General features: G+C 65.9%; 17 protein-coding genes and 9 pseudogenes. 18 read left to right on the top strand and 8 right to left on the bottom strand.

All coding sequences use genetic code 11. The features are described from left to right. Positions 1-16: 16 nt before the first annotated feature. From BJL86_RS01635 to BJL86_RS01620, 6 pseudogenes are all read left to right on the top strand, one after another. Positions 17-1686 (top strand): annotated as a pseudogene (locus tag BJL86_RS01635) (long-chain-fatty-acid--CoA ligase). Continuing rightward, positions 1683-2705, top strand: a pseudogene (locus BJL86_RS01630) (enoyl-CoA hydratase-related protein); the annotation flags it as partial. The pseudogenes BJL86_RS01635 and BJL86_RS01630, both read left to right, overlap by 4 nt. Positions 2706-2745: 40 nt before the next feature. Next, positions 2746-2823: pseudogene (locus BJL86_RS17695) on the top strand (hypothetical protein); the annotation flags it as partial. Between the two features lie 151 nt (positions 2824-2974). Continuing rightward, positions 2975-3127, top strand: a pseudogene (locus tag BJL86_RS17690) (acyl-CoA dehydrogenase); the annotation flags it as partial. Positions 3128-3293: 166 nt separating this feature from the next. Then, positions 3294-3431 (top strand): annotated as a pseudogene (locus BJL86_RS17685) (acyl-CoA dehydrogenase family protein); the annotation flags it as partial. A gap of 110 nt (positions 3432-3541) precedes the next feature. Beyond that, positions 3542-3759 (top strand): annotated as a pseudogene (locus tag BJL86_RS01620) (transposase); the annotation flags it as partial. A gap of 44 nt (positions 3760-3803) precedes the next feature. Here the strand turns inward: BJL86_RS01620 and BJL86_RS17795 are convergent. The 4 genes and pseudogenes from BJL86_RS17795 to BJL86_RS01585 all read right to left on the bottom strand — a co-directional run bounded on the left by BJL86_RS17795 (position 3804) and on the right by BJL86_RS01585 (position 7265). Continuing rightward, entirely contained in the window at positions 3804-4367 is a 564-nt protein-coding gene (locus BJL86_RS17795; protein ID WP_418235951.1) for a transposase, read from the bottom strand. Beyond that, positions 4309-5318 (bottom strand): annotated as a pseudogene (locus BJL86_RS17790) (BtrH N-terminal domain-containing protein). Before BJL86_RS17790 ends, BJL86_RS17795 begins: the two are co-directional and overlap by 59 nt. A 421-nt stretch (positions 5319-5739) precedes the next feature. Continuing rightward, positions 5740-6064, bottom strand: a pseudogene (locus tag BJL86_RS01590) (transposase); the annotation flags it as partial. 260 nt (positions 6065-6324) lie between these two features. Beyond that, positions 6325-7265, bottom strand: a pseudogene (locus BJL86_RS01585) (IS1380 family transposase). A 92-nt stretch (positions 7266-7357) separates the two neighbouring features. Between BJL86_RS01585 and BJL86_RS17785 the strand changes: the two are divergent. The 5 genes from BJL86_RS17785 (at position 7358) to BJL86_RS01565 (ending at position 9868) form a co-directional block, all read left to right on the top strand. After that, positions 7358-7597 (top strand): hypothetical protein, encoded by a 240-nt coding sequence (locus tag BJL86_RS17785; protein ID WP_418235950.1) that lies wholly within the window; start codon positions 7358-7360, stop codon positions 7595-7597. A gap of 255 nt (positions 7598-7852) precedes the next feature. Beyond that, positions 7853-8071, top strand: coding sequence for a hypothetical protein (locus BJL86_RS16925; protein ID WP_156515464.1), 219 nt, complete (start codon positions 7853-7855; stop codon positions 8069-8071). A gap of 313 nt (positions 8072-8384) precedes the next feature. Next, on the top strand, positions 8385-8903 hold the full coding sequence (locus BJL86_RS01575) for a recombinase family protein (protein ID WP_075844770.1): 519 nt from the start codon (positions 8385-8387) through the stop codon (positions 8901-8903). Positions 8904-8943: 40 nt separating this feature from the next. After that, positions 8944-9312, top strand: a complete 369-nt coding sequence (locus BJL86_RS01570) for a hypothetical protein (RefSeq protein WP_231887329.1) — start codon at positions 8944-8946, stop codon at positions 9310-9312. Next, positions 9296-9868: a hypothetical protein gene (locus BJL86_RS01565; protein ID WP_067478270.1), complete on the top strand. Its 573-nt coding sequence runs from the start codon at positions 9296-9298 to the stop codon at positions 9866-9868. Before BJL86_RS01570 ends, BJL86_RS01565 begins: the two co-directional genes overlap by 17 nt. A gap of 75 nt (positions 9869-9943) precedes the next feature. On the opposite strand, the gene BJL86_RS01560 is transcribed toward BJL86_RS01565, so the two are convergent. Together BJL86_RS01560 and BJL86_RS01555 are read right to left on the bottom strand one after the other, a co-directional pair. After that, entirely contained in the window at positions 9944-10267 is a 324-nt protein-coding gene (locus BJL86_RS01560) for a hypothetical protein (RefSeq protein ID WP_067478267.1), read from the bottom strand. 139 nt (positions 10268-10406) lie between these two features. Beyond that, positions 10407-10967: a hypothetical protein gene (locus BJL86_RS01555; protein WP_067478264.1), complete on the bottom strand. Its 561-nt coding sequence runs from the start codon at positions 10965-10967 to the stop codon at positions 10407-10409. Positions 10968-11495: 528 nt separating this feature from the next. Here BJL86_RS01555 and BJL86_RS01550 point away from each other — a divergent pair. Next, positions 11496-12113, top strand: a complete 618-nt coding sequence (locus BJL86_RS01550) for an Abi family protein (RefSeq protein WP_198034336.1) — start codon at positions 11496-11498, stop codon at positions 12111-12113. Positions 12114-12334: 221 nt separating this feature from the next. On the opposite strand, the gene BJL86_RS01545 is transcribed toward BJL86_RS01550, so the two are convergent. Next, positions 12335-13870, bottom strand: a complete 1536-nt coding sequence (locus BJL86_RS01545) for an acyl-CoA synthetase (protein WP_067478257.1) — start codon at positions 13868-13870, stop codon at positions 12335-12337. 115 nt (positions 13871-13985) lie between these two features. Then, positions 13986-14624 (bottom strand): TetR/AcrR family transcriptional regulator, encoded by a 639-nt coding sequence (locus tag BJL86_RS01540; protein ID WP_067478254.1) that lies wholly within the window; start codon positions 14622-14624, stop codon positions 13986-13988. Between the two features lie 98 nt (positions 14625-14722). Between BJL86_RS01540 and BJL86_RS01535 the strand changes: the two genes are divergently transcribed. The 6 genes from BJL86_RS01535 to BJL86_RS01510 are packed head-to-tail and all read left to right on the top strand — an operon-like array spanning position 14723 to position 21028. Beyond that, complete coding sequence (locus BJL86_RS01535; RefSeq protein ID WP_008382193.1) at positions 14723-15610, top strand: CoA transferase; 888 nt, start codon at positions 14723-14725, stop codon at positions 15608-15610. A 23-nt stretch (positions 15611-15633) separates the two neighbouring features. Further along, complete coding sequence (locus tag BJL86_RS01530) at positions 15634-16839, top strand: thiolase family protein (RefSeq protein ID WP_006897083.1); 1206 nt, start codon at positions 15634-15636, stop codon at positions 16837-16839. Between the two features lie 52 nt (positions 16840-16891). Next, a complete protein-coding gene (locus tag BJL86_RS01525; protein ID WP_006897082.1) occupies positions 16892-18565 on the top strand; it encodes a long-chain-fatty-acid--CoA ligase in 1674 nt (557 codons plus the stop codon). Then, a complete protein-coding gene (locus tag BJL86_RS01520) occupies positions 18562-19359 on the top strand; it encodes an enoyl-CoA hydratase/isomerase family protein (protein ID WP_039867704.1) in 798 nt (265 codons plus the stop codon). The genes BJL86_RS01525 and BJL86_RS01520 overlap by 4 nt, the downstream gene beginning before the upstream one ends. Positions 19360-19382: 23 nt before the next feature. Continuing rightward, positions 19383-20546, top strand: coding sequence for an acyl-CoA dehydrogenase family protein (locus BJL86_RS01515; protein ID WP_008382198.1), 1164 nt, complete (start codon positions 19383-19385; stop codon positions 20544-20546). Next, positions 20543-21028 carry a MaoC/PaaZ C-terminal domain-containing protein gene (locus BJL86_RS01510; protein WP_006898348.1) on the top strand — a complete coding sequence of 162 codons (486 nt, stop codon included), beginning with the start codon at positions 20543-20545 and terminating at the stop codon, positions 21026-21028. The genes BJL86_RS01515 and BJL86_RS01510 overlap by 4 nt, the downstream gene beginning before the upstream one ends. The last annotated feature ends 341 nt before the right edge of the window (positions 21029-21369 follow it).

The raw sequence follows: 21369 nt of genomic DNA, 5'->3' as shown, positions 1-21369 counted from the left end.
CTTCAGGAGCACCAACATGACGTCCCACCCCATCGTCACCGGTCTGCCGTCGACACACGGTGACAGTTACCAGCTCAACACCACCACCCTGCTGCGGCACTCCGCCCGGACCTACCCCGAGCAGGAGATCGTATTCCGCACCATCGACGGGGGCTGGGACCGCTACACCTACGCAGACATGTTCGAGCGGGTCGGGAAGTCAGCCCACGCGCTCACCGGGCTGGGGGCCGGCCCGGAACGGTGGTGGGAATCCTGGATTGGAACTCCAAACGCCATATGGAGCTGTACTGGGCGATTCCCGGTATCGCATCGGTGATGCTGCAGATGAACCTGCGGCTCGCCCGGTGGACCTGGCCTATGTCACCGACCACGCCGAAGCCTCGATCGTGCTGGTCGACGAGTCCCTGCTGCCCGTGGCCGAGGCGCTGGTCGAGCAGGGCGTCGGGGTGAAGACCTGGGTGGTCATGACGGACAAGCCACTCTCGGAGATCTCCACCACCCTGCCCGGGGTCGTCCACTGGGAAGACGCGCTGACGGCCGCGGAATCGACCTTCGACTGGCCGATGATCGACGAAACCTCGGCGTACAGCGCGTGCTACACCACCGGCACCACCGGCCGCCCCAAGGGCGTGTACTACTCCCATCGCGGGATCTACCTCCACACTCTTGCCGAGGCAGCGCAGTTGAAGATGGGCGACGACGACACCGTCATGGTCATCACCCCGATGTTCCACGGCCAGGGCTGGGGACTGCCGCAGTCGGCCATCTACTCGGCCGCCAAGGTCGTGCTGCCCGGACGGTATACGGCCGAGGACACCTCTGTGCTGGTTGACGCGATGATCTCCGAGTCCGTCACCGTAGCCAACGGTGCCCCCGCGATCTTCGAGCCGATGCTCGACTACATCCGCACACTCAAGACGCGCCCGGACTTCAGCCGCGCCCGTCTGCTGTCCGGGGCGACCGAACCGTCGCTCACGCTCATGCGCGGCTTCCATGACCTCACCGGCGCCGACATCATCCACGCCTACGGCGCCACGGAGACCACTCCGCTGGTCACCGTCAACGCAGGCCTGAAGCACACGCTGCGGGACGTGCTCAGTGAGAAGGAGAAGTGGGATCTCAAGCGGGCCAGGGTCTGCTGGTCAACGGGATCGACATCAAGGTCGTCGGACCGGACGGAACCGAACTACCCCACGACGGTGTCTCCCAGGGCGAGGTGCTCATGCGCGGCCCGTGGATCATCGAGCGCTACCACAAGATGGAAGACAAAGGCGGCGCGTTCGCCGATGGGTGGTGGCGCAGCGGCGATGCCGGCACGATCCGCCCCGACGGCTACCTCAAGCTGACCGACCGCATCAAGGACGTGGTCAAAAGCGGCGGCGAATGGATCTCCTCGATCGACATGGAAAACGCGATCGTCGCCCACCCACAGGTCCGCGAAGCCGCCGTGGTGGGGATCGAGCATCCCAAGTGGCAAGAGCGCCCGGTTGCGATCGTCGTCCAAGAAGACGGTGCCGATCTTGACGTCGACGACATCCACGCCGTGTTGGAAGACAAGTTCGCCAAGTGGCAACTGCCCGACATCGTCATCTTCGCCGACGCGCTGCCGCGCACCAGCGTCGGCAAGTTGGACAAAAGACGCTACGCACCGACCACGCCGATCTCTACCGGGGAGCCGAGGAATGAACAACCGGAGCGGACACGATGATGTGGTGCGCAGCGAACGACGCGGAGCCGTCGCGATCCTGCGCATCAACCGACCCGAGGCCCGGAATGCACTGAACGCCGCGGTGTTCGCAGCCTTGAACAGGCACCTAGCCGAGCTGCGGACCGATGACTCCGTGCGCGCCATAGTTTTGGCCGGCGCGAGCGGCGTGTTCTGCGCTGGAGCAGACATCACCGCGTTCGACGCCCTGCGGGCCGATCCGTTGATCGGGCAGCGGCGGGCCTCCGGGGGACTCTATGGGCCGACCTGGAGAACTTCCCCCAAACCGGTGATCGCAGCCGTCGAGGGCCTGGCCCTGGGGGGCGGGCTCGAACTCGTCCTGGCCTGCGACACCAGCATCGTCGGCCAGGGTGCCCGCCTTGGATTACCCGAGGTCAAGCTCGGCGTCATCCCCGGCGGCGGCGGCACCCAACGACTCATCCGGGCGCTCGGCAAACCTCGCGCCATGGCACTGCTGCTCAGCGGCGACCTGGTCACCGGGACCGAGGCCGCCACCCTCGGCCTGGTGGGAAAGGTGGTCGACGACGACGAGGTCGTCGAACAGGCGATCGCCCTGGCGCAGCGGATCTCGGCTAATTCCCCGCTGGCCGTGGCCCTGGCCAAAGACGCCGCCCTGGCCGCGCAGACCGGGTCGATAGCCGCAGGGCTCGAGCACGGAAAAGCGCAACTTCGTCTATTCACTCGCCTCAGACGACAGCCACGAGGGCCAGGCCGCCTTCGTGGCCAAGCGTTCGCCGAACTTCACCGGCCGCTGACCCGGCCCGACAAGGACAAGATCATGACCACCACCCTGTTCCCCGACCACCGCCCCACCTGGCAAACCGAGTCCCACGAGTTGCTACGGGACCACGCCCGCGCCTTCTTCGCCAGAGAAGTCACCCCCCGCCAGGCGGACTGGGCCCGGCAGGGCCACGTCGACCGCGAACTCTGGAACAGAGCCGGAGCGGCAGGCCTACTGCTCACCGACATCGCCGAAAAGGACGGGCGGCGGGGGAGGCGACTTCGGCCACGAGGCTGTAGTGGCCCAGGAACTGGCGTACGCGCACGACAGCGCGTTCGGCTTCACCGTGCACTCCACGATCGTCAGCCACTACATCAACGCCTACGGGACCGAGGAGCAAAAGCGCCGCTGGCTACCCGGGCTCGCCTCCGGCGAGAAAGTGGTGGCCGTCGCCATGACCGAGCCTGGTACCGGCTCAGACCTGCAGAACGTTCAAGACCACAGCGATCCGCGACGGCGACCACTACGTGGTCAACGGCGCCAAGACCTTCATCTCCAACGGCACCCACTGCGACTTGGTTGTCATCGTGGCCAAGACCGATCCAGCGGCCGGCGGCAAGGGCATCTCCCTACTAGTCGCCGAGGTCGACAATAACGTCGCGGGCTTCTCCCGCGGCGCCGTCCTCGAGAAGATCGGCATGCACGGATGGGACACCCGCGAACTCTTCTTTGACGACATGCGGGTACCGGTGGAGAACATCCTTGGCGAGGAGGGCTCCGGCTTCGCCGAACTCATGACCCAGTTGCCGCGGAGCGACTCATCATCGGAGTCGCCGGCGTGGCAGTGGCCGAGCCGCGGTGATCGAGACCATCCGGTACGTCAAAGAGCGCGATGCGTTCGGCAAGAAACTCCTGGACTTCCAGAACACCCAGTTCGTACTAGCCGAGTGCAAGGCCGACGTCTACGCCGGCAAGGCGCTGATCGACGACGGCATCCGCCGCCGCCAGATCGACGGCACCCTCGACGATCCGCTCCCTCTATCTTGGGGAACTCACCGCTCATCTCCGGGTGTCCACCAGAGCGGGAACGTCCACTGCCCGAGCTCGCCCAGCTGGGCCGGTCGCTATGGAAGCGGCACCGCGAGATCCTCGCCTACTTCGACGTGGGCGCCTCCAACGGCCCGTCAAGGCCATCAACGGACGCCTCGAACACCTCCGCGGAATCGCCCTGGGCTTCCGCAACCTCAAGCACTACATCTTGCGGTCACTGATCCACTCCGGTCAGCTTCACGACCGGATCAATGCACTCTGATTCCGGAAGGGCGGATAAGGGGCTCTTCGCATCTGAGTGTGGGGTCAGGTCCGTAGCCGCCGGCGATGAGGAGCATCCGCAGGCGGTAGTTGTCGCGGTTGCGGTAGCGCGGGCCAGGCGCCGGTGGAGTTCGATGAGGCCGTTGATCGCTTCGGTTCACCATTGTTGGATCGGTCAGTGGTCCAGTAGGCGAGGAAGGAGTCCTTCCACTTGCGAAGAGTGCGGCCGAGGCGGGCGATCTCTGGGATCGGGCAGGACGGCAAGGTCGCGAGTATCTTCTCCGCAGCGCTGCGCCCGGCTGGCAGGTCTTTATGGTGGTAGGCCTGTCGGAGTTCGTGGGCGATCTGCCAGGCGAGGAACAGTTCCTCGTGCCGGGGGTCGGCGGCCAATGCGTCATTGAACCGTCGCCACTGCCGCTCGGTCAGCCGTGCCGGGTCGCAGCGGGATGATGGTGCGGATCCCGTAGAGCGGGTCGCCTTTACGTCGCTGGCCGCAGATTTGCTGCTGCAACCCGGCAGTGGTGCTCGCTTGCTGCGTTCGCCGACTTGCCTACAATGGGTCACCCATCCCCAGTTCCCCCGCCGCTTTGCGCATGTGAGAGATGGCATGGCCTTCGTCGCGGGGAAGCGTCGCGGCGAGTTCATTGACCCGTCGCCAGCGATCGAGCGTCGATCCGTCGCTACGGCCGGCCGCAGCCAGAGCCGACCACGTGTCCGCGCAGCGCAAGAGCGCAGTTCCGGCCTTCGCCATCTCCGCGGACTCCGTTAGCCGGGCCACGTCGCCACAGAACTGCCTGCAACCGGCGGAACAGGCCGCCGCCCGTGCCTGCCTTCTCTACAAAGGCGTGGAGAGAACGCAGCGCGATGTCCAGTTCCGGTTCGGGCATGAGCCCCGGCCACCGGTCGACATCCTCGGCGAGACCGTGACTCCACTGATCCCGGCAGCGGCAACGGCATCCGGCGGTAGCACCGACGCGTCCGGAATAATCGCGGTTGTCGCCGCCTGCATGTTTTCGACCGAGGCCACGAGGCCGAAGCCGCAGTCTGGCGGAGATCGGGCAGGATCTGGGGCCAGTTCACGAAGTACGTGGTGTGCCTCGTGGGCACGGGGAACGATCGGGACGCGCGCGCCCGCGCAAGAGCCTCGTAGGGGACTTTCTGCATCTCGGCTCGGTCGTTGTCCACCACGAAAGCCGTCTCGGTGTCGTCTTCGTAACCGATCACGACGATGTCGTGCCGACTCATCTGAAGGCGGACATTGAGGTAGGGCAGCTCAGAAATGTCGGCCCACATCAGCACGGGACGGCCTTGCTGGAGTTCGCGGCGGACCCAGCCCCAGCCGGTCTCGGGATCGTCGGGTTCCCGAACGTCGACCTCTGCACCCAGCCTGGCGAGAAGGTCGACCTCGAGGTCGCTGCTACGCCCGACGAAGTAGATGGGAGGGGCGAGACCCGGTGCCCGCAGGTAGGTGAAGCCGAGACCACCGCCCATTCCGAAGACCAGACCTTCGCTCGGCACCTCGTCCCAGCCCAGACCGGCCCACTCCAGGAGGTCTCTCAGCGCTCCGGAACCACAATGCCCTGCCTGACGGTGGGATAGTCCAGTAGGACTCGTCGCGGCTCTGGATGACGGGTAGGGACCTCGACTGACATGACATCTCCTGAATCGGCGTCGCAGCAATCTGCGCGGTTTCCGGTTGGACGGGCATGCGGTTACGTGACTATACATTCGTTCATGCAGGCATGTACCTACCTCAGCGGTCCATCGAAAGGATCCTTCGTTCCTGCGCCGCCCGCCGAGTGATAGCTCAAGAAATGCGCTGGGCGAGGCAGCCCCGGGCGTCCGCCAGACAATCACCACCGCTCTCCTCCACGAGCCGGCGGCCGGGGGGTTCAGTCTGGGAGATGGCCGCGTGCCGGTCGTCCTGCCCCGGCACGACAACCTCCTCCACTCGACCGCTCCCGGCGCGGTGCCCGGAACGCAGGTAGCAGTCCGCCACGACCGTGACTCGGCCCGCTTGCGGCGCTCGAGCAGCCACTCGGGAAGTAGCTGCCCAAGCGCAGCTTCGGGACGGCGACATCAACGGTGCCGACCCGCGTATCCAGGGGCCGGTGGCGGTAGCCATTGCGGTGGTTGGTGCGCTGCTCCGAGCGGGCGTTCCACTCGGCGCCGCAGACGGCATCGGCGTCCGCGGACAGCAGGGCGTTGATCATGGTCTGCTGCAGCTCACGCATCAGATCTGGAGACGCCTCTGTGAGGGCTTGGCCAAGCAGGCCTGCCGGGTCGACAATATGGGGTGCGGTCATCGTGATGACTCCTCGAGGATTCTTTGGAAGGTTGACTCGATGGATCACACGGTGGCCGCTCTACATCCGTCAACGACACGGATGTCGGAGACGATCTCGGCCACCGAGTTACACCACTCTAACCCCGCTGATTCACGGGCCGGTGTGACTGCTGCTGTCGGGTGACGGCGGGCTTGTTTTCGCGTGTGGGCGTGCGTGTGTGGCTGGCGCTGCCGGTGGGCGGGTCTCCGGGTGGTGATGTCGTGGGCGGGCAGGTGAGGTCAGGCGGGTTTTGGGATCGCGGCGATCGTGTTGAACACTGCGACGATGGCGGTGGCCCACGGCCATGTTTCGGGAATCTTCACGCGCCGCCGCCGGCCACTACGGACCAGTCGGGCTGCCACGTGAAGGAAGCGGTAGCGCAGCGCTTTGGGCTCGCACAAGGCCAGAACTGCGGCGTCGCCGGTGCAGGCCAGCATCCGAGTCCACGCCACCAGATCTGCGGCGATCATCACCGCCACCAGCCAAGCCTGGTTGAGAGCGAACTCCCGCGAGGGAAGCCTGCCCAGGCCGGTGTCTTTGGCGTGGCGGATGCGGTCCTCGACCCGGGCGTGAGCCCGATGCCTGGCTTCAAGAAACTGCAGCTGGCCGGTGGCGGTGTTGGTGACAAAAGCCTGGTAGCGCCATCCATCGATCTCCTCGAACATCGACAACTGGGCGCCGGGGTGGGGCCGCTCGCGGCGTACGATCACCCGCATCCCGTCTGGCCACTTTGGCATCCCGGGAGCGAGGAACCCGGTCAGCTCCGCGATGTCGGCCCCGTCGCGGATGTCCCCGTTGGGGTTGAGCGCTGGTCCCCACGCGGCTTCGGGGCAGGTCGCGATGGCCCGGCGAATCGGGGCAGTGATAGCGAAGCCGACCGAGTACTCCACCTGTCGACCACGAACGCGGTTCTGCTCGGTGATCCACTCCAGCAAGTCGTGGGAGGCGCCGGCACCGTCGGAGCGGATCAGCAGATCACGCCGATGACTGGCGGGGATCTGCGCGATGGCCTGGCCCAGGACGTCGATGTGGTCGGCAGCGGTGTTCGACCGGCGTTGCCCGGGCGCAAGCTCGCGGCGAGAAACTCTTCTGTGTTGTCGCACCACACGCCGATCGGGTGGTACCCGAACGTGCGCTTATATGTCGGAGTTGCATGTTCCTTCTCGCTGTGGGTGACCACGATGGTGGCATCCACATCGAGCACGACCGTCGATCCCAGATCCCGCCCGCACACGCCGATGCGGGTACTCCGCCGGGCAGTTGGGACCACACGTGCCGCCGCGTGCGGGCACGCGCGACCTGGATCTTCTTGCGCTTGCCGGCAGTGACCTCATCGAGTGTGCGCCACACCGTCGGCGCCGAGGCGACCGGGCCCAGGGCCCCGGATTGGTGGCGCAGGACGCCGATGTCGGAGATGGACTCGCCGCCATCGGCGAGCATCACCGCGGTGTCGATCAGCACACGGCCGCGGTCGTGGATCGGGATGAATTGTCGGCGAGCCATGGCCCCTGACAGCTCGGCGGTCAGACCGACCTGATCAGCCAGAAGTCGAGGCACGATGGCCCCGGCGTGGGCGATCACCCCGACACCATCAGCAGTAACGGACAGACCGGCCGACCACGAAGTACGCTTCACCTACCGAGTGCTTTCTGCTGGAGAACATGGAACCTTAGACAAGTCCCAGTTTCCCCTGCTCAGGAAGCACTTCGGTCTATTTTCGCCCAGCGATCCGCAGATCCCCATGAAACACCCAGGCTAAACATCGAGTTGGATGGAGAAGAACACCACCTTGGCCAGGTCGCAGCGTTCCTTGATGCCGTCGTCGACTACGTCGACGACGGCATCGTAGCGCTCAGCCCGGGAGACCCGGACGCCCGTGCCACTCGCATTCTCGCGGAGGGTGAAGAGAACAGAGTCTGGGTGGCGGCAACTGACGCCGAGAGCAAACGTCCCGCGCCCGACGGCAACAGGGATGGGCCAACCTAAACACCCAAAGCCGAACTGCCGCGAAGGGCACTGGGGATTGTGGCAACTCCCCCAGGTCACCATGGGCCGTCAGTCTGGTGTCGCATTTGACGATCGTCTAACGCGACACGCCGTGAGCAAGCCCCGGGCGGAGACTCGCGCAGCTCGGACCCTAACGGCGACTCATGCCGCTGCATCAATGACATGTAGCGCAATATGAGTGGATAAATCACAGGCATATGCAACACTGCTGGGGTGAAGATCGGGTACGGGCGGGTGTCTACCGACGAACAGAACGTCGAGACCCAACGACAGGCACTGATCGAGCTCGGCGTTGATCGCCGGCGGATACCTCGACCGCGGTGTCAGTGGCCGGCGCCGTCAGCGCCCGGCGCTGGATCGGGCGCTGGCTGAACTGCGAGATGGCGACGAGTTCGTGGTAACCAAGCTCGACCGTCTCGGACGATCGCTGCGCGACCTGCTCGACATCGCGGACCAGATCCGGAGAGAGGGCGCATCACTGACTGTCGGGAGGACTACCTACGACCCCGCCGACCCGGTCGGTGCCATGATGTTCCAGGTACTCGGCATGACCGCCGAGTTCGAGGTCGCCATGAACCGAGCTCGGAGACTCATCACAGCCTCCAGCGTATGCGGCCTCGTGCGGGGCGTCTACGCCCCACGAGGACGCAGGGCGCTGACCAGCTGTTTCCCATCGCTCACTAGAAGTGCCTACTGTGTGTGGCTGTTTGAGACGAGCGAAGGCGAGGATCAAGGAGCACGGAACGTGCGACCGGATCGGGGACGAACGGCGACGGTGACAGCGGGATCGGCCAGACGGTGTGCTGGTTGAGCATTGCGGCACGATGGGTGGGGCAATAGGGTCGGGTGTCATGGCGGCTACCAAGACTGATTCACGTTCACAGACTGCACGGGCCCGCGCTCGTCAGGCGATGGCCGACGAGCTGGAGCGGGCACGCAAGCGTGAGGCCAAGCTGGTCGCGGTGTTCTCGGCGATCGACGCCCGCAATGACGCGCAGATCGCCCTCGGCGATGCGCTGGTCGAGCTTCGGGACCTGGGTGTGGCGCAGGCCGACCTGGCGGAGATGACCGGACTGTCCGCCCGCGAGGTCGGGGCGGCGATCCGCGCCGCCAAGGACAACACCACCGACACCGACGACACGGTCAACGATGCCGACGGCGGTGACACGCCAGCGGCGGATCAGACCTCGGCGGACACCAACGGTGAGCAGCAGCCCTGAGTCTTCCTCGGGCCGGTGGTTCGAGGACATCCCGCTGCCGGGAATGGACGCCTGTCCCCAGCCCCGACCTGCTGCGAGGCGGTCCAGGCCGTACGACTCGACACTGCCTCCGACCTCGGCGGCGATCGCCGCGTTTTACTCACGTGTCGTGCGCGCCCCGGGCAATGGATGCCACATCTGGACCGGCGCCATCTCCGACGGATACGGACGTATCACCTGGCGACAAGGCGGCGTCAGCAGAACCGAGTACGCGCACCGCTTCGCGCTCCTGGTCGCCGGCGAACTAACCGACGGGGCGATCGGTGAGCACCGCTGCAATGAACCCTTGTGCGTGCGCCTAGACCCGGACCATCTTATCGCCTCAACCCAATCGGCGAACCTGCTCTACGCGGTCGCCTGCGGGCGTACCGGGATCATCCGCAACACCACCGAACGCCACGACCGGCACGCCCGCTCCCTCGCGGTCCGCGAGGCGGTCTCCGGCGGCTGGAACGCCAAGGCTTACGCCCAAGCTTGCGGCAACACCGCGCCCCTAGACGAGCCGCCACTGTTCTAGAATCGTCTCCAAACACCTACAGCAATGGCCCCACCGAAGCGGTGGGGCCATTGCTGTTTCGGTCGGGTGGGAGTGTCAGCGGGCTTCCGCGATGCGTCTTTGGCGGCGCAGCTGCCAGTAGCGCGGAATCGCCCACCGCAGTGGCGTCTTGTCGATCACCACCAGCGCCAGACGGGACCGGTAATGCACATCGTGGCGCACGGCGAACGACCAGTGCCCGACAAACCACGCCACCATCCCCAACGCCATCACCGTCGGCGCCCAGGAGCTCGACTGGGTCACCCCACAGAAGCCGATCACGGCGCAGATGCCTCCGATGCCGCGCGCCAGCGGCGGCACCAAAACCGAGGCCACAGCGACCACCACCACGGCCTGTACCGCGGTCTGCAGATCCCACATGACGCCCCCCGTGTTGGCGTTCGTCCCGTTACGGCCCGACCGCACCTGACGGAAGTCCGGGCCGCTTGTTCATTGCCTGTCCTGCTTTGTCAGTGTGCTCGCCCGGTCCGACACGACAAGGCCACCACGGTGCGGATCGCTACTTGTCCTCGTCGGCCTGCCCGGAGGAACGAAACGCGTCCAGCAGTTCACGCAAGGTGTCCGAGGTGGCCTCGGCCCGCACCCGGGCGCGGTCAGCCTCCTCCGCCAGGGCTCGCGCCTGCTCTGCCTGGCGCTGCATCGTCTCGAGTTGCTGGCGGACCTGGGCCAGCTCGGTGCGCAGCTGCTCGGCGTCCCGGACCGCCTCATCTCGGGCCGCGTCGGCGTCTGCTTGTTGCGCGGTGGCTATCTCCACCGCGGCGAGGGCGTCGGCCTCGCCGGCGCGCGCGGCATCGAGCGCCACCGCGGTGGCCTCGTCTGCCTGCTCGGCGGCGCGCTTCCACGCCGCCGCCCACACCGAGGCCACCATCGCCGACATCGGCTCAGACAAGTCCGGGGCCTCGGGAACCTCGCTTGCTGCGCCCGTGGCGTGCTCGCGCATCCACGCCGCTACCTCGCCGATCCGCACCCCCGCCTGTTTCTGCACCGCCCGCACGGTGACCTTGTCCCCGCGCGCGACGAGTACGCCGTAGGCGTGAGCGATCTTCTCCGACGACGACATGACAACTCCCCAAGTAGCGGTAACGGGTAACCGGTAACGTGTGGCGTTACCGACGTTACCCGATTCCGCGCTCGACGGATAGTCCGCACCAGGCGTGGCGCGGCGACCATGGGCAGGGATGGCCGTCGGAGCCGGCACTCCTACCGTCGAGCCAGATGGGGTCACGAGCGACGCGTGGGCCCGGCGCCCTCCGACGGCGCGGTTGTAGCCCTCCAGCACGGACGCCGACGTGGCATCGACAGCTGGCGGCACATCATCGCCGACCCCATACGGCGTACACCGCCACACGGGAGAGACTTGTCGCCAGCGCACACCTGTACCTTCCGGTTGCGCCAGCCCTGGCCAGCGACAACGCCGATGCAGTAACCCAGACACAGAAAGGAAGGGACCTCGCTCGGCGAGATCCCTTCCTTTATTCCTATGTCCGCAGGGGGAGGCTTACGCCCGCAAGTCCCACGGCTAGTAACTCCAAGTGTACGTTCTCAGAGTGCCGCCGCCAAGCCCACTGATACCGCAGCCATCCAGGCTGTGCTGAGTACCCCTCGGGCAAACACCTACATCTCGGCGGCCGGCGGGGATACCGCCCAGGCCATGGCGCTCTACGGCTGGAACGCGCGCATCGCCGCCGCACTGATGCTGCCCTCGCATTTCGCCGAGATCTCCACACGCAATGCGGTCGACGAGGCAATTACCGCCGTGTACGGGCCCAAATGGCCGTGGAACCAGACTTTCCAGCAGAGTCTCCCCTCACCCAAAGGGCACATCTACAACCCGCAACGTGACCTAATCCAAACCCGCAGTCGCGAACAGACCACCGGGAAAGTGGTCGCAGAGTTGAAACTCTCGTTCTGGCAGGCCATGTTCACCGCTCGCCACGATGAGCGGATCTGGCACCACCAAATCCTGTCACTATTTCCCAATACCGCCGGGAAAACCGCCAAAGAGCTTCGCAAGCAGGTCCGCGACGACCTGGAGGTCATCCGGAAACTGCGGAACCGTATCGCCCACCACGAACCGATCTTCGCCCGAGACCTCTCCGACGACCTCGCGCGGATGCTTGATCTCGTCGAGCTGCGCTCCACCGCAACCGCACAGTGGGTCCGACAGATGGAAGAAGCCAGCACCATCCTCACCCAACGCCCGTAACCAGACACCCTCGCTGCACGAGCCCCCTGAGCGTCCACCAGAAAACACGTTATCGCAGGTAATCAACAGTAAATGCAGCTGCACACACTCCCATTAAGTTACCGCCGATAACTTACGTTATGACAAGTAGGCGACGCCGAGTATCCCGCGAACTCGACCTCTCCCAGAGCGGGCCAAATGGCAGGTGGCTTGGTAGAGGAGCCTAACGAGCTATCCGATTGTTAGCTGGTGGCGACTGTGCCTTCCGTGATTGCATCACGCAGCACGTGCTTGAGAATCTTCCCCGAGGGGTTACGGGGAATGGGCCGGGTGATGAGCTCGCGCGGAAGCTTGTAACCCGCAATGAACTGGGATCCGTACTCGCGGAGCAACTCCAAGGTGACCTCGCGGCCCTCGACCGGGGTGACGACGGCGATGAGGCTCTCCCCGAACATCTCGTCCGGCCGCCCGACGACCGCCACATCGGCCACGTCCGGGTGGCCGGCGAGGGCCTGTTCGACCTCCACCGAGTACACGTTGCGCCCGCCCGTGATGATCATGTCCTTCATCCGATCAACGATCGTGATAAACCCGTCGGCGTCCCGGACCGCCACGTCGCCGCTGTGCAGCCAGCCGTCGCGGAGCGCATCGGCGGTGGCCTCGGGCTTGTTCCAGTAGCCCTTCATGATGGTCTCGCCTCGGTAAATGATCTCCCCGGGCTCGCCGACCGCGGTGTCGTTGCCCTCGTCGTCGACGATCCGCGTCTCGGCGTTAGTGATGGACGCCCGTCCGGTGGCATCTGGGCGGGCGCGTACTTCGTCCGGAGTGAGGAAGATGCCGGTCGGGCCGCCTTCGGTTTGGCCGCACAGCTGGAAGAACTGCACGTGCGGCAGGGTGGCGAGCAAGCTGGTCGCCGCGCTCGGCGGCATTGGTGCGGCGCCGAAGAAGCCCAGCCGCCACGCGGACAGATCGCGCGTGCCGAGCTCGGGGTGCTGCAGCAGCATCTGGTACATGGTGGGCACGCCCAGGAACACGGTGATGCGGTGCTTCTCCAGCGCATCCAGGACCGCCTTGGGCTCGAACGCTGGCAGCACCACGTGAGTGGTGCCCAGGCTGAACCCTGACATAACGAACAGGACCAGCTCCGCGCAGTGGTACATCGGCGCGACGTGCAGATTCCGGTCGAAGATATTCATACCGAGTGCGGAAACCGAGTTCCCCACCCACAGCATGCGGTGATGGTCGAACACCGCTCCCTTGGGACGCCCGGTCGTGCCCGAGGTGTAGAGGATAATGCAGTCGTCGTCCTCGATGACCTCCACTTCCGGCGCGGTGGTCGGCATGGTGTCTGCGAGCCGCGCGATGCCCTGCGCGGCGGGCTCGTCCAGCACCAGACTTTGCGGCGCGGACGGCAGCGGATCGAGTTCGTCGAGGCCGGCCACCACCACCGCGAGCCCCTCGGAGTACAGCAGCACCGTCGCACCGGAGTCCTCGAGCAGGTAGCGAAGTTCGCGGGCCGGCACGCGAGGGTTGAGAGGCACGGCAATGGCCCCCAGTCGGAACGCTCCGTACAGGCCCAGGATGTACGCGTCGGAGTTCGGACTCAGCAGTGCCACCCTGTCGCCCTTGCCGACTCCGAGCGACGCCAACGCGTGCGCATACTGATTGATCCGGGCCGCGAGCTGCTCGTACGAGTAGGTGCTCTCGCCGAAGATCAGTGCGGTCTTGTCCGGGTGCCGGCGGGCATTGAGCGCGAGGGCGCCTCCGAGAGTGGCCATGGTGACTCCTGAGGTGTTGAAGACTCCGGGATCGGATATGTGACCCCGGACACAGCAGGAACAGTAACCGCCAGCGTGATGCTTGTACAGATGTTCAGTGAAAGTGAAACTCGAGTCAGGTGGCTGACCCGTGGGAACGATCGACAGCTCCTCCCCCGGACACGCTCACGCCGAGCTCGGGCTTGCTGCGCCCCTCGGTGTGGGTAAAGGTCCCGAGGTGGGTCCAGACGGCATCCACCAGCGGCTGCAGGAACAGCCGGCCCATCTGGTTGATGATCACGTCGACCACCTGGACGGAGTCGGCGCGACCCCGCGAGGCCGCGCCGGTCTCGCGCATCGCAACGACCTCCCGGTGGGTAAGTTCGGTGAGCCGCTCCAGCAGTTGCCCCCGCTGACCACCGGGTTCGAGTAGCGCCCGGCGGAGATAGTTGACCACCTCCGGGTTTCTGACCAGCATTTCCGCGACGGATTCATTCCGGACGCGAGCGATTTCTTCGCCGGCCCCGTCGGTCGGCGCCGAAGCAAGGGCCGACGCAAAACGCTCCACGACGATCTGCTCCACGGCCTCGCGGAGGCCGTCTTTGGACCCGTAGTGATGGACCACCAGCCCTACGGTAACCCCGGCGGCGGCCGCGACCGCCCGCATCGGTGTGCGGTCCTCGCCGTTGGCCGCGTAAAGCTCGAGAGCGGCGTTGCGGATTCGCGCTTTGGCGGTGAGATCTTGGTCGCCGGAGTGCTGGGCGGGGCGGTCCACGCGGTCTCCCTTCGGTCGACAAACGAGTCTACGGGGACGCGCCAATCGCTAAAGCTATACAGTGGCTAAGTTTACTGACTACTTGTATAGTCGCTGAAATGAGTCCCAGATCGCTCCGACCCCTGGCCGGCATACAGGTCGTCTCTTTGGCTACCAACCTGCCCGGTCCGCTGGCCGTGGCAGGCCTTCGTGACCTCGGCGCAGCGGTGATCAAAGTGGAGCCGCCGGTGGGTGACGCCTTGGCCGTGGCCGCGCCCTCCTGGTACGCAGAACTGACACAGGGAGTGGAGGTTCGTCGGGCCGACCTCAAAAGTCGTAGCGGCCTGGAGGAGCTGACCAGGCTGCTCGATACGGCGGACGTGTTGGTGACCGCCATGCGCCCGTCAGCGTTCTGCCGACTCGGCCTCGGCGATCTCAGCGACCGCTACCCGCGGTTGTGCCATGTGGAGATCGTGGGCTACGACGGCGCCGACGAGGAGGTCGCGGGCCACGACCTGACATATCAGGCGAGATACGGCACCATCCGGCCGCCGCACCTGCCGCTGGTCCCGGTCGCCGACACCGTCGGTGGGGAGCGGGCCATCTCGGCCGCCCTGGCCCTGCTGCTGGCCCGGGGACAGCACGACTCCGGCGGACATCAACGCATCACTCTCGACGCGGCCGCGTACGACTCCGCGGCTGCCCTCCGGCACGGCCTGTTTGGCAATGGAGCACCACTGGGCGGGGCTCTGCCCTCCTACAACATCTATGCCACCGCCGACGGCCACATCGCCCTGGGGGCACTCGAACCGCACTTCGAGGCCCGCACCAGAGAAGTACTCGATTGCGACGGCACATCCGCCGCCTACACCCGCGCCTTCGCCGCGCACACCACGGCCCACTGGGAGGATCTGGCCGCGCGCCACGACATCCCGCTCACCGCCGTTCGCGATGCCCACCCGGCCACAGCGCAGACCACTCACGCGCCCACGGCGCCCACCACCTGACCACCTTGAGGAAGGACCCAGTCATGACCGACTCCCCCCAGCCCCGTAGTTCCCGAGCCACCCGCGAGGCCGTGATCGTCGATGCCGTCCGGACCCCGGTCGGCAAGCGCGGCGGGGCGCTGGCCGCCTGGCATCCCGCCGATCTGCTGGGGGCCACCCTCAGTGAACTGGTTCGCCGCAGTGATGTGGCGCCGGAGAAAATCGACGACGTGATCGCTGGCTGTGTGATGACGCACGACCAGCAGAGCTCCAACATCGCTCGCCATGCGGTGCTCTCCTCCGGCCTGCCCGATTCGGTGCCGGCCGTGACCGTGGACCGACAGTGCGGCTCGGGGCAGCAAGCTGTCGCATTTGCCGCCCACGGTGTGGAGGCGGGGTCCTACGACCTCGCCATCGCATGCGGCGTGGAGTCGATGTCACAGGTGGCGCTGCCATCCTCATTACAACCCGGCGCCCCGCTAGGCCCGCAATACTCCCCCCGCGAACTGGCCCGCTACGACGGCGGACTGCTGGTTCAAGGCCCGTCCAGTGAGCTGATGAACACCCGCTTCGACCTCAGCCGGGAGGAACTCGACGCCTTCAGCCGCCGGAGCCACGAGCGGGCGCTGGCTGCCACCCGCGACGGCCGCTTCGAGACCCAGCTGGTTCCGCTGCGCCGCGACCCGCTCGATGACTCCAGCGAGCCCGTGACCGCGGATGAGGGGATCCGGGCCGAGCTCGACCCAGAGAAGATGGCGTCCCTGCGGGCGGTGTTCGCCGAAGACGGCAAGACCACCGCAGCCAACTCCTCCCAGCTCAGCGACGGCGCCGCCGCACTACTCATCGCCGACCGCGAGTTCGCCGAGGCCCACGGGCTCACCCCCCGCGCCCGCTTCGTGGTCCACGCGGTCGCCGCGGCCGATCCGATCATCCAGTTCACCGCAATCCTCGAGTCCACCCGCAAGGCCCTGGACCGGTCGGGGCTCACGGTGGACGATATCGACCTGTTCGAGGTCAACGAAGCGTTCGCGGGAGTACCGCTGATGTTCCAAAAAGAGTTCGGCGTCCCCGACGACAAACTCAACGTCAACGGCGGCTCGGTGGCTGTCGGCCACCCCCTCGGATCCACCGGCGCCCGCATGATGACGGACCTGCTGACCGAACTCGAACGCACCGGCAGCCGATACGGGCTACAGACCATCTGCGAAGCCCACGGCACCGCTAACACCACCATCATCGAACGCCTCTGACGAGCCCCCTCCGTCCCAGCCACCGTCCCAACCCCACTTCAGGAGCACCAACATGACGTCCCACCCCATCGTCACCGGTCTGCCGTCGACACACGGTGACAGTTACCAGCTCAACACCACCACCCTGCTGCGGCACTCCGCCCGGACCTACCCCGAGCAGGAGATCGTATTCCGCACCATCGACGGGGGCTGGGACCGCTACACCTACGCAGACATGTTCGAGCGGGTCGGGAAGTCAGCCCACGCGCTCACCGGGCTGGGGGCCGGCCCCGGAACGGTGGTGGGAATCCTGGATTGGAACTCCAAACGCCATATGGAGCTGTACTGGGCGATTCCCGGTATCGCATCGGTGATGCTGCAGATGAACCTGCGGCTCGCCCCGGTGGACCTGGCCTATGTCACCGACCACGCCGAAGCCTCGATCGTGCTGGTCGACGAGTCCCTGCTGCCCGTGGCCGAGGCGCTGGTCGAGCAGGGCGTCGGGGTGAAGACCTGGGTGGTCATGACGGACAAGCCACTCTCGGAGATCTCCACCACCCTGCCCGGGGTCGTCCACTGGGAAGACGCGCTGACGGCCGCGGAATCGACCTTCGACTGGCCGATGATCGACGAAACCTCGGCGTACAGCGCGTGCTACACCACCGGCACCACCGGCCGCCCCAAGGGCGTGTACTACTCCCATCGCGGGATCTACCTCCACACTCTTGCCGAGGCAGCGCAGTTGAAGATGGGCGACGACGACACCGTCATGGTCATCACCCCGATGTTCCACGGCCAGGGCTGGGGACTGCCGCAGTCGGCCATCTACTCGGCCGCCAAGGTCGTGCTGCCCGGACGGTATACGGCCGAGGACACCTCTGTGCTGGTTGACGCGATGATCTCCGAGTCCGTCACCGTAGCCAACGGTGCCCCCGCGATCTTCGAGCCGATGCTCGACTACATCCGCACACTCAAGACGCGCCCGGACTTCAGCCGCGCCCGTCTGCTGTCCGGGGCGACCGAACCGTCGCTCACGCTCATGCGCGGCTTCCATGACCTCACCGGCGCCGACATCATCCACGCCTACGGCGCCACGGAGACCACTCCGCTGGTCACCGTCAACGCAGGCCTGAAGCACACGCTGCGGGACGTGCTCAGTGAGAAGGAGAAGTGGGATCTCAAGCGGGCCCAGGGTCTGCTGGTCAACGGGATCGACATCAAGGTCGTCGGACCGGACGGAACCGAACTACCCCACGACGGTGTCTCCCAGGGCGAGGTGCTCATGCGCGGCCCGTGGATCATCGAGCGCTACCACAAGATGGAAGACAAAGGCGGCGCGTTCGCCGATGGGTGGTGGCGCAGCGGCGATGCCGGCACGATCCGCCCCGACGGCTACCTCAAGCTGACCGACCGCATCAAGGACGTGGTCAAAAGCGGCGGCGAATGGATCTCCTCGATCGACATGGAAAACGCGATCGTCGCCCACCCACAGGTCCGCGAAGCCGCCGTGGTGGGGATCGAGCATCCCAAGTGGCAAGAGCGCCCGGTTGCGATCGTCGTCCAAGAAGACGGTGCCGATCTTGACGTCGACGACATCCACGCCGTGTTGGAAGACAAGTTCGCCAAGTGGCAACTGCCCGACATCGTCATCTTCGCCGACGCGCTGCCGCGCACCAGCGTCGGCAAGTTGGACAAAAAGACGCTACGCACCGACCACGCCGATCTCTACCGGGGAGCCGAGGAATGAACAACCGGAGCGGACACGATGATGTGGTGCGCAGCGAACGACGCGGAGCCGTCGCGATCCTGCGCATCAACCGACCCGAGGCCCGGAATGCACTGAACGCCGCGGTGTTCGCAGCCTTGAACAGGCACCTAGCCGAGCTGCGGACCGATGACTCCGTGCGCGCCATAGTTTTGGCCGGCGCGAGCGGCGTGTTCTGCGCTGGAGCAGACATCACCGCGTTCGACGCCCTGCGGGCCGATCCGTTGATCGGGCAGCGGCGGGCCTCCGGGGGGACTCTATGGGCCGACCTGGAGAACTTCCCCAAACCGGTGATCGCAGCCGTCGAGGGCCTGGCCCTGGGGGGCGGGCTCGAACTCGTCCTGGCCTGCGACACCAGCATCGTCGGCCAGGGTGCCCGCCTTGGATTACCCGAGGTCAAGCTCGGCGTCATCCCCGGCGGCGGCGGCACCCAACGACTCATCCGGGCGCTCGGCAAACCTCGCGCCATGGCACTGCTGCTCAGCGGCGACCTGGTCACCGGGACCGAGGCCGCCACCCTCGGCCTGGTGGGAAAGGTGGTCGACGACGACGAGGTCGTCGAACAGGCGATCGCCCTGGCGCAGCGGATCTCGGCTAATTCCCCGCTGGCCGTGGCCCTGGCCAAAGACGCCGCCCTGGCCGCGCAGACCGGGTCGATAGCCGCAGGGCTCGAGCACGAAAAGCGCAACTTCGTCTATTCACTCGCCTCAGACGACAGCCACGAGGGCCAGGCCGCCTTCGTGGCCAAGCGTTCGCCGAACTTCACCGGCCGCTGACCCGGCCCGACAAGGACAAGATCATGACCACCACCCTGTTCCCCGACCACCGCCCCACCTGGCAAACCGAGTCCCACGAGTTGCTACGGGACCACGCCCGCGCCTTCTTCGCCAGAGAAGTCACCCCCCGCCAGGCGGACTGGGCCCGGCAGGGCCACGTCGACCGCGAACTCTGGAACAGAGCCGGAGCGGCAGGCCTACTGCTCACCGACATCGCCGAAAAGGACGGCGGCGGGGGAGGCGACTTCGGCCACGAGGCTGTAGTGGCCCAGGAACTGGCGTACGCGCACGACAGCGCGTTCGGCTTCACCGTGCACTCCACGATCGTCAGCCACTACATCAACGCCTACGGGACCGAGGAGCAAAAGCGCCGCTGGCTACCCGGGCTCGCCTCCGGCGAGAAAGTGGTGGCCGTCGCCATGACCGAGCCTGGTACCGGCTCAGACCTGCAGAACGTCAAGACCACAGCGATCCGCGACGGCGACCACTACGTGGTCAACGGCGCCAAGACCTTCATCTCCAACGGCACCCACTGCGACTTGGTTGTCATCGTGGCCAAGACCGATCCAGCGGCCGGCGGCAAGGGCATCTCCCTACTAGTCGCCGAGGTCGACAATAACGTCGCGGGCTTCTCCCGCGGCGCCGTCCTCGAGAAGATCGGCATGCACGGATGGGACACCCGCGAACTCTTCTTTGACGACATGCGGGTACCGGTGGAGAACATCCTTGGCGAGGAGGGCTCCGGCTTCGCCGAACTCATGACCCAGTTGCCGCGGGAGCGACTCATCATCGGAGTCGCCGGCGTGGCAGTGGCCGAGGCCGCGGTGATCGAGACCATCCGGTACGTCAAAGAGCGCGATGCGTTCGGCAAGAAACTCCTGGACTTCCAGAACACCCAGTTCGTACTAGCCGAGTGCAAGGCCGACGTCTACGCCGGCAAGGCGCTGATCGACGACGGCATCCGCCGCCAGATCGACGGCACCCTCGACGCCGCCGGCGCCTCGATGATCAAGCTGTGGGCCACCGACATGCAGTGCCGCGTGGTGGACAAGTGCCTACAGCTGTTCGGTGGCTACGGCTACATGATGGAGTACCCCATCGCCCAGATGTACACCGCCTCCCGCGTGCAGCGGATCTACGGCGGCACCAACGAGATCATGAAGCTGCTCGTAGCCAGGTCGCTGTGAACGCCACTCCCCCAAGTCCGTCCGTCTACGCCGAAGACTTCACCCCGGGCCAGATTCACAAACTGGGCGATCACACCGTCTCCAAGGCCGAACTGGTCGATTTCGCCACCCGCTGGGACGCACAGTGGTTTCACATCGATGAGGACGCCGCCAACCAGGGTCACTTCCGCGGACTCATCGCCAGCGGGGTACACACCATTGCCATCGCTCAACGGCTGCTCACACAAACAATGCTCAACCAATGGGCAGTGATCGCCGGGCTCGGATTCGACAAGGTACGGTTCCCGGCGCCCGTCCGACCCGGCAACGTTCTCACCGGAACCGCCCAAATTGCCGAGATCACTCTCGACGGAACACGCGGACGAGTGAAGATAGAAATGCGGCTGACCGATCAGGACGACCACACCGTCCTCTACGCCGAACTGACCATCGTCATGTGGCAAAGAGAGCAGGCCACGACACCGTCCGGAGGCTTCAACTGACACACGGCAGGACGTCACCAGAAAGAGCAACGGTCCCGCCCTACATCGACGAAGCGACCTTCATCTCGTATCCGCAAGTCAGCGTGGGACGTGACGACCCCACCTCACGACGGTGGCTCAAGGTAGTCAAACCCCCGTCCGAGCGCGTCCGCTAGCTAGCGATCGATTTCGCGACACTCACAGAACCAGTCGTTTCCGCAGGGCAGCAGTGTCCGAAAACTCGTGTCGCCTTGCCACCCACATCGAGCACCGGTAACCAGACCTTATGACAAGTAGAAGTATGCGTATTGCATCTGATGAATCGACACCTGACCGCATGCCGGTCACCACTACTCCAGTCG

Origin of the sequence: Dietzia timorensis (assembly GCF_001659785.1) — a bacterium.
In the GTDB taxonomy this organism is placed as follows: domain Bacteria; phylum Actinomycetota; class Actinomycetes; order Mycobacteriales; family Mycobacteriaceae; genus Dietzia; species Dietzia timorensis.
Note: the sequence above shows the minus strand (reverse complement) of the source record. Positions and strands in the feature narration are given on the sequence as shown.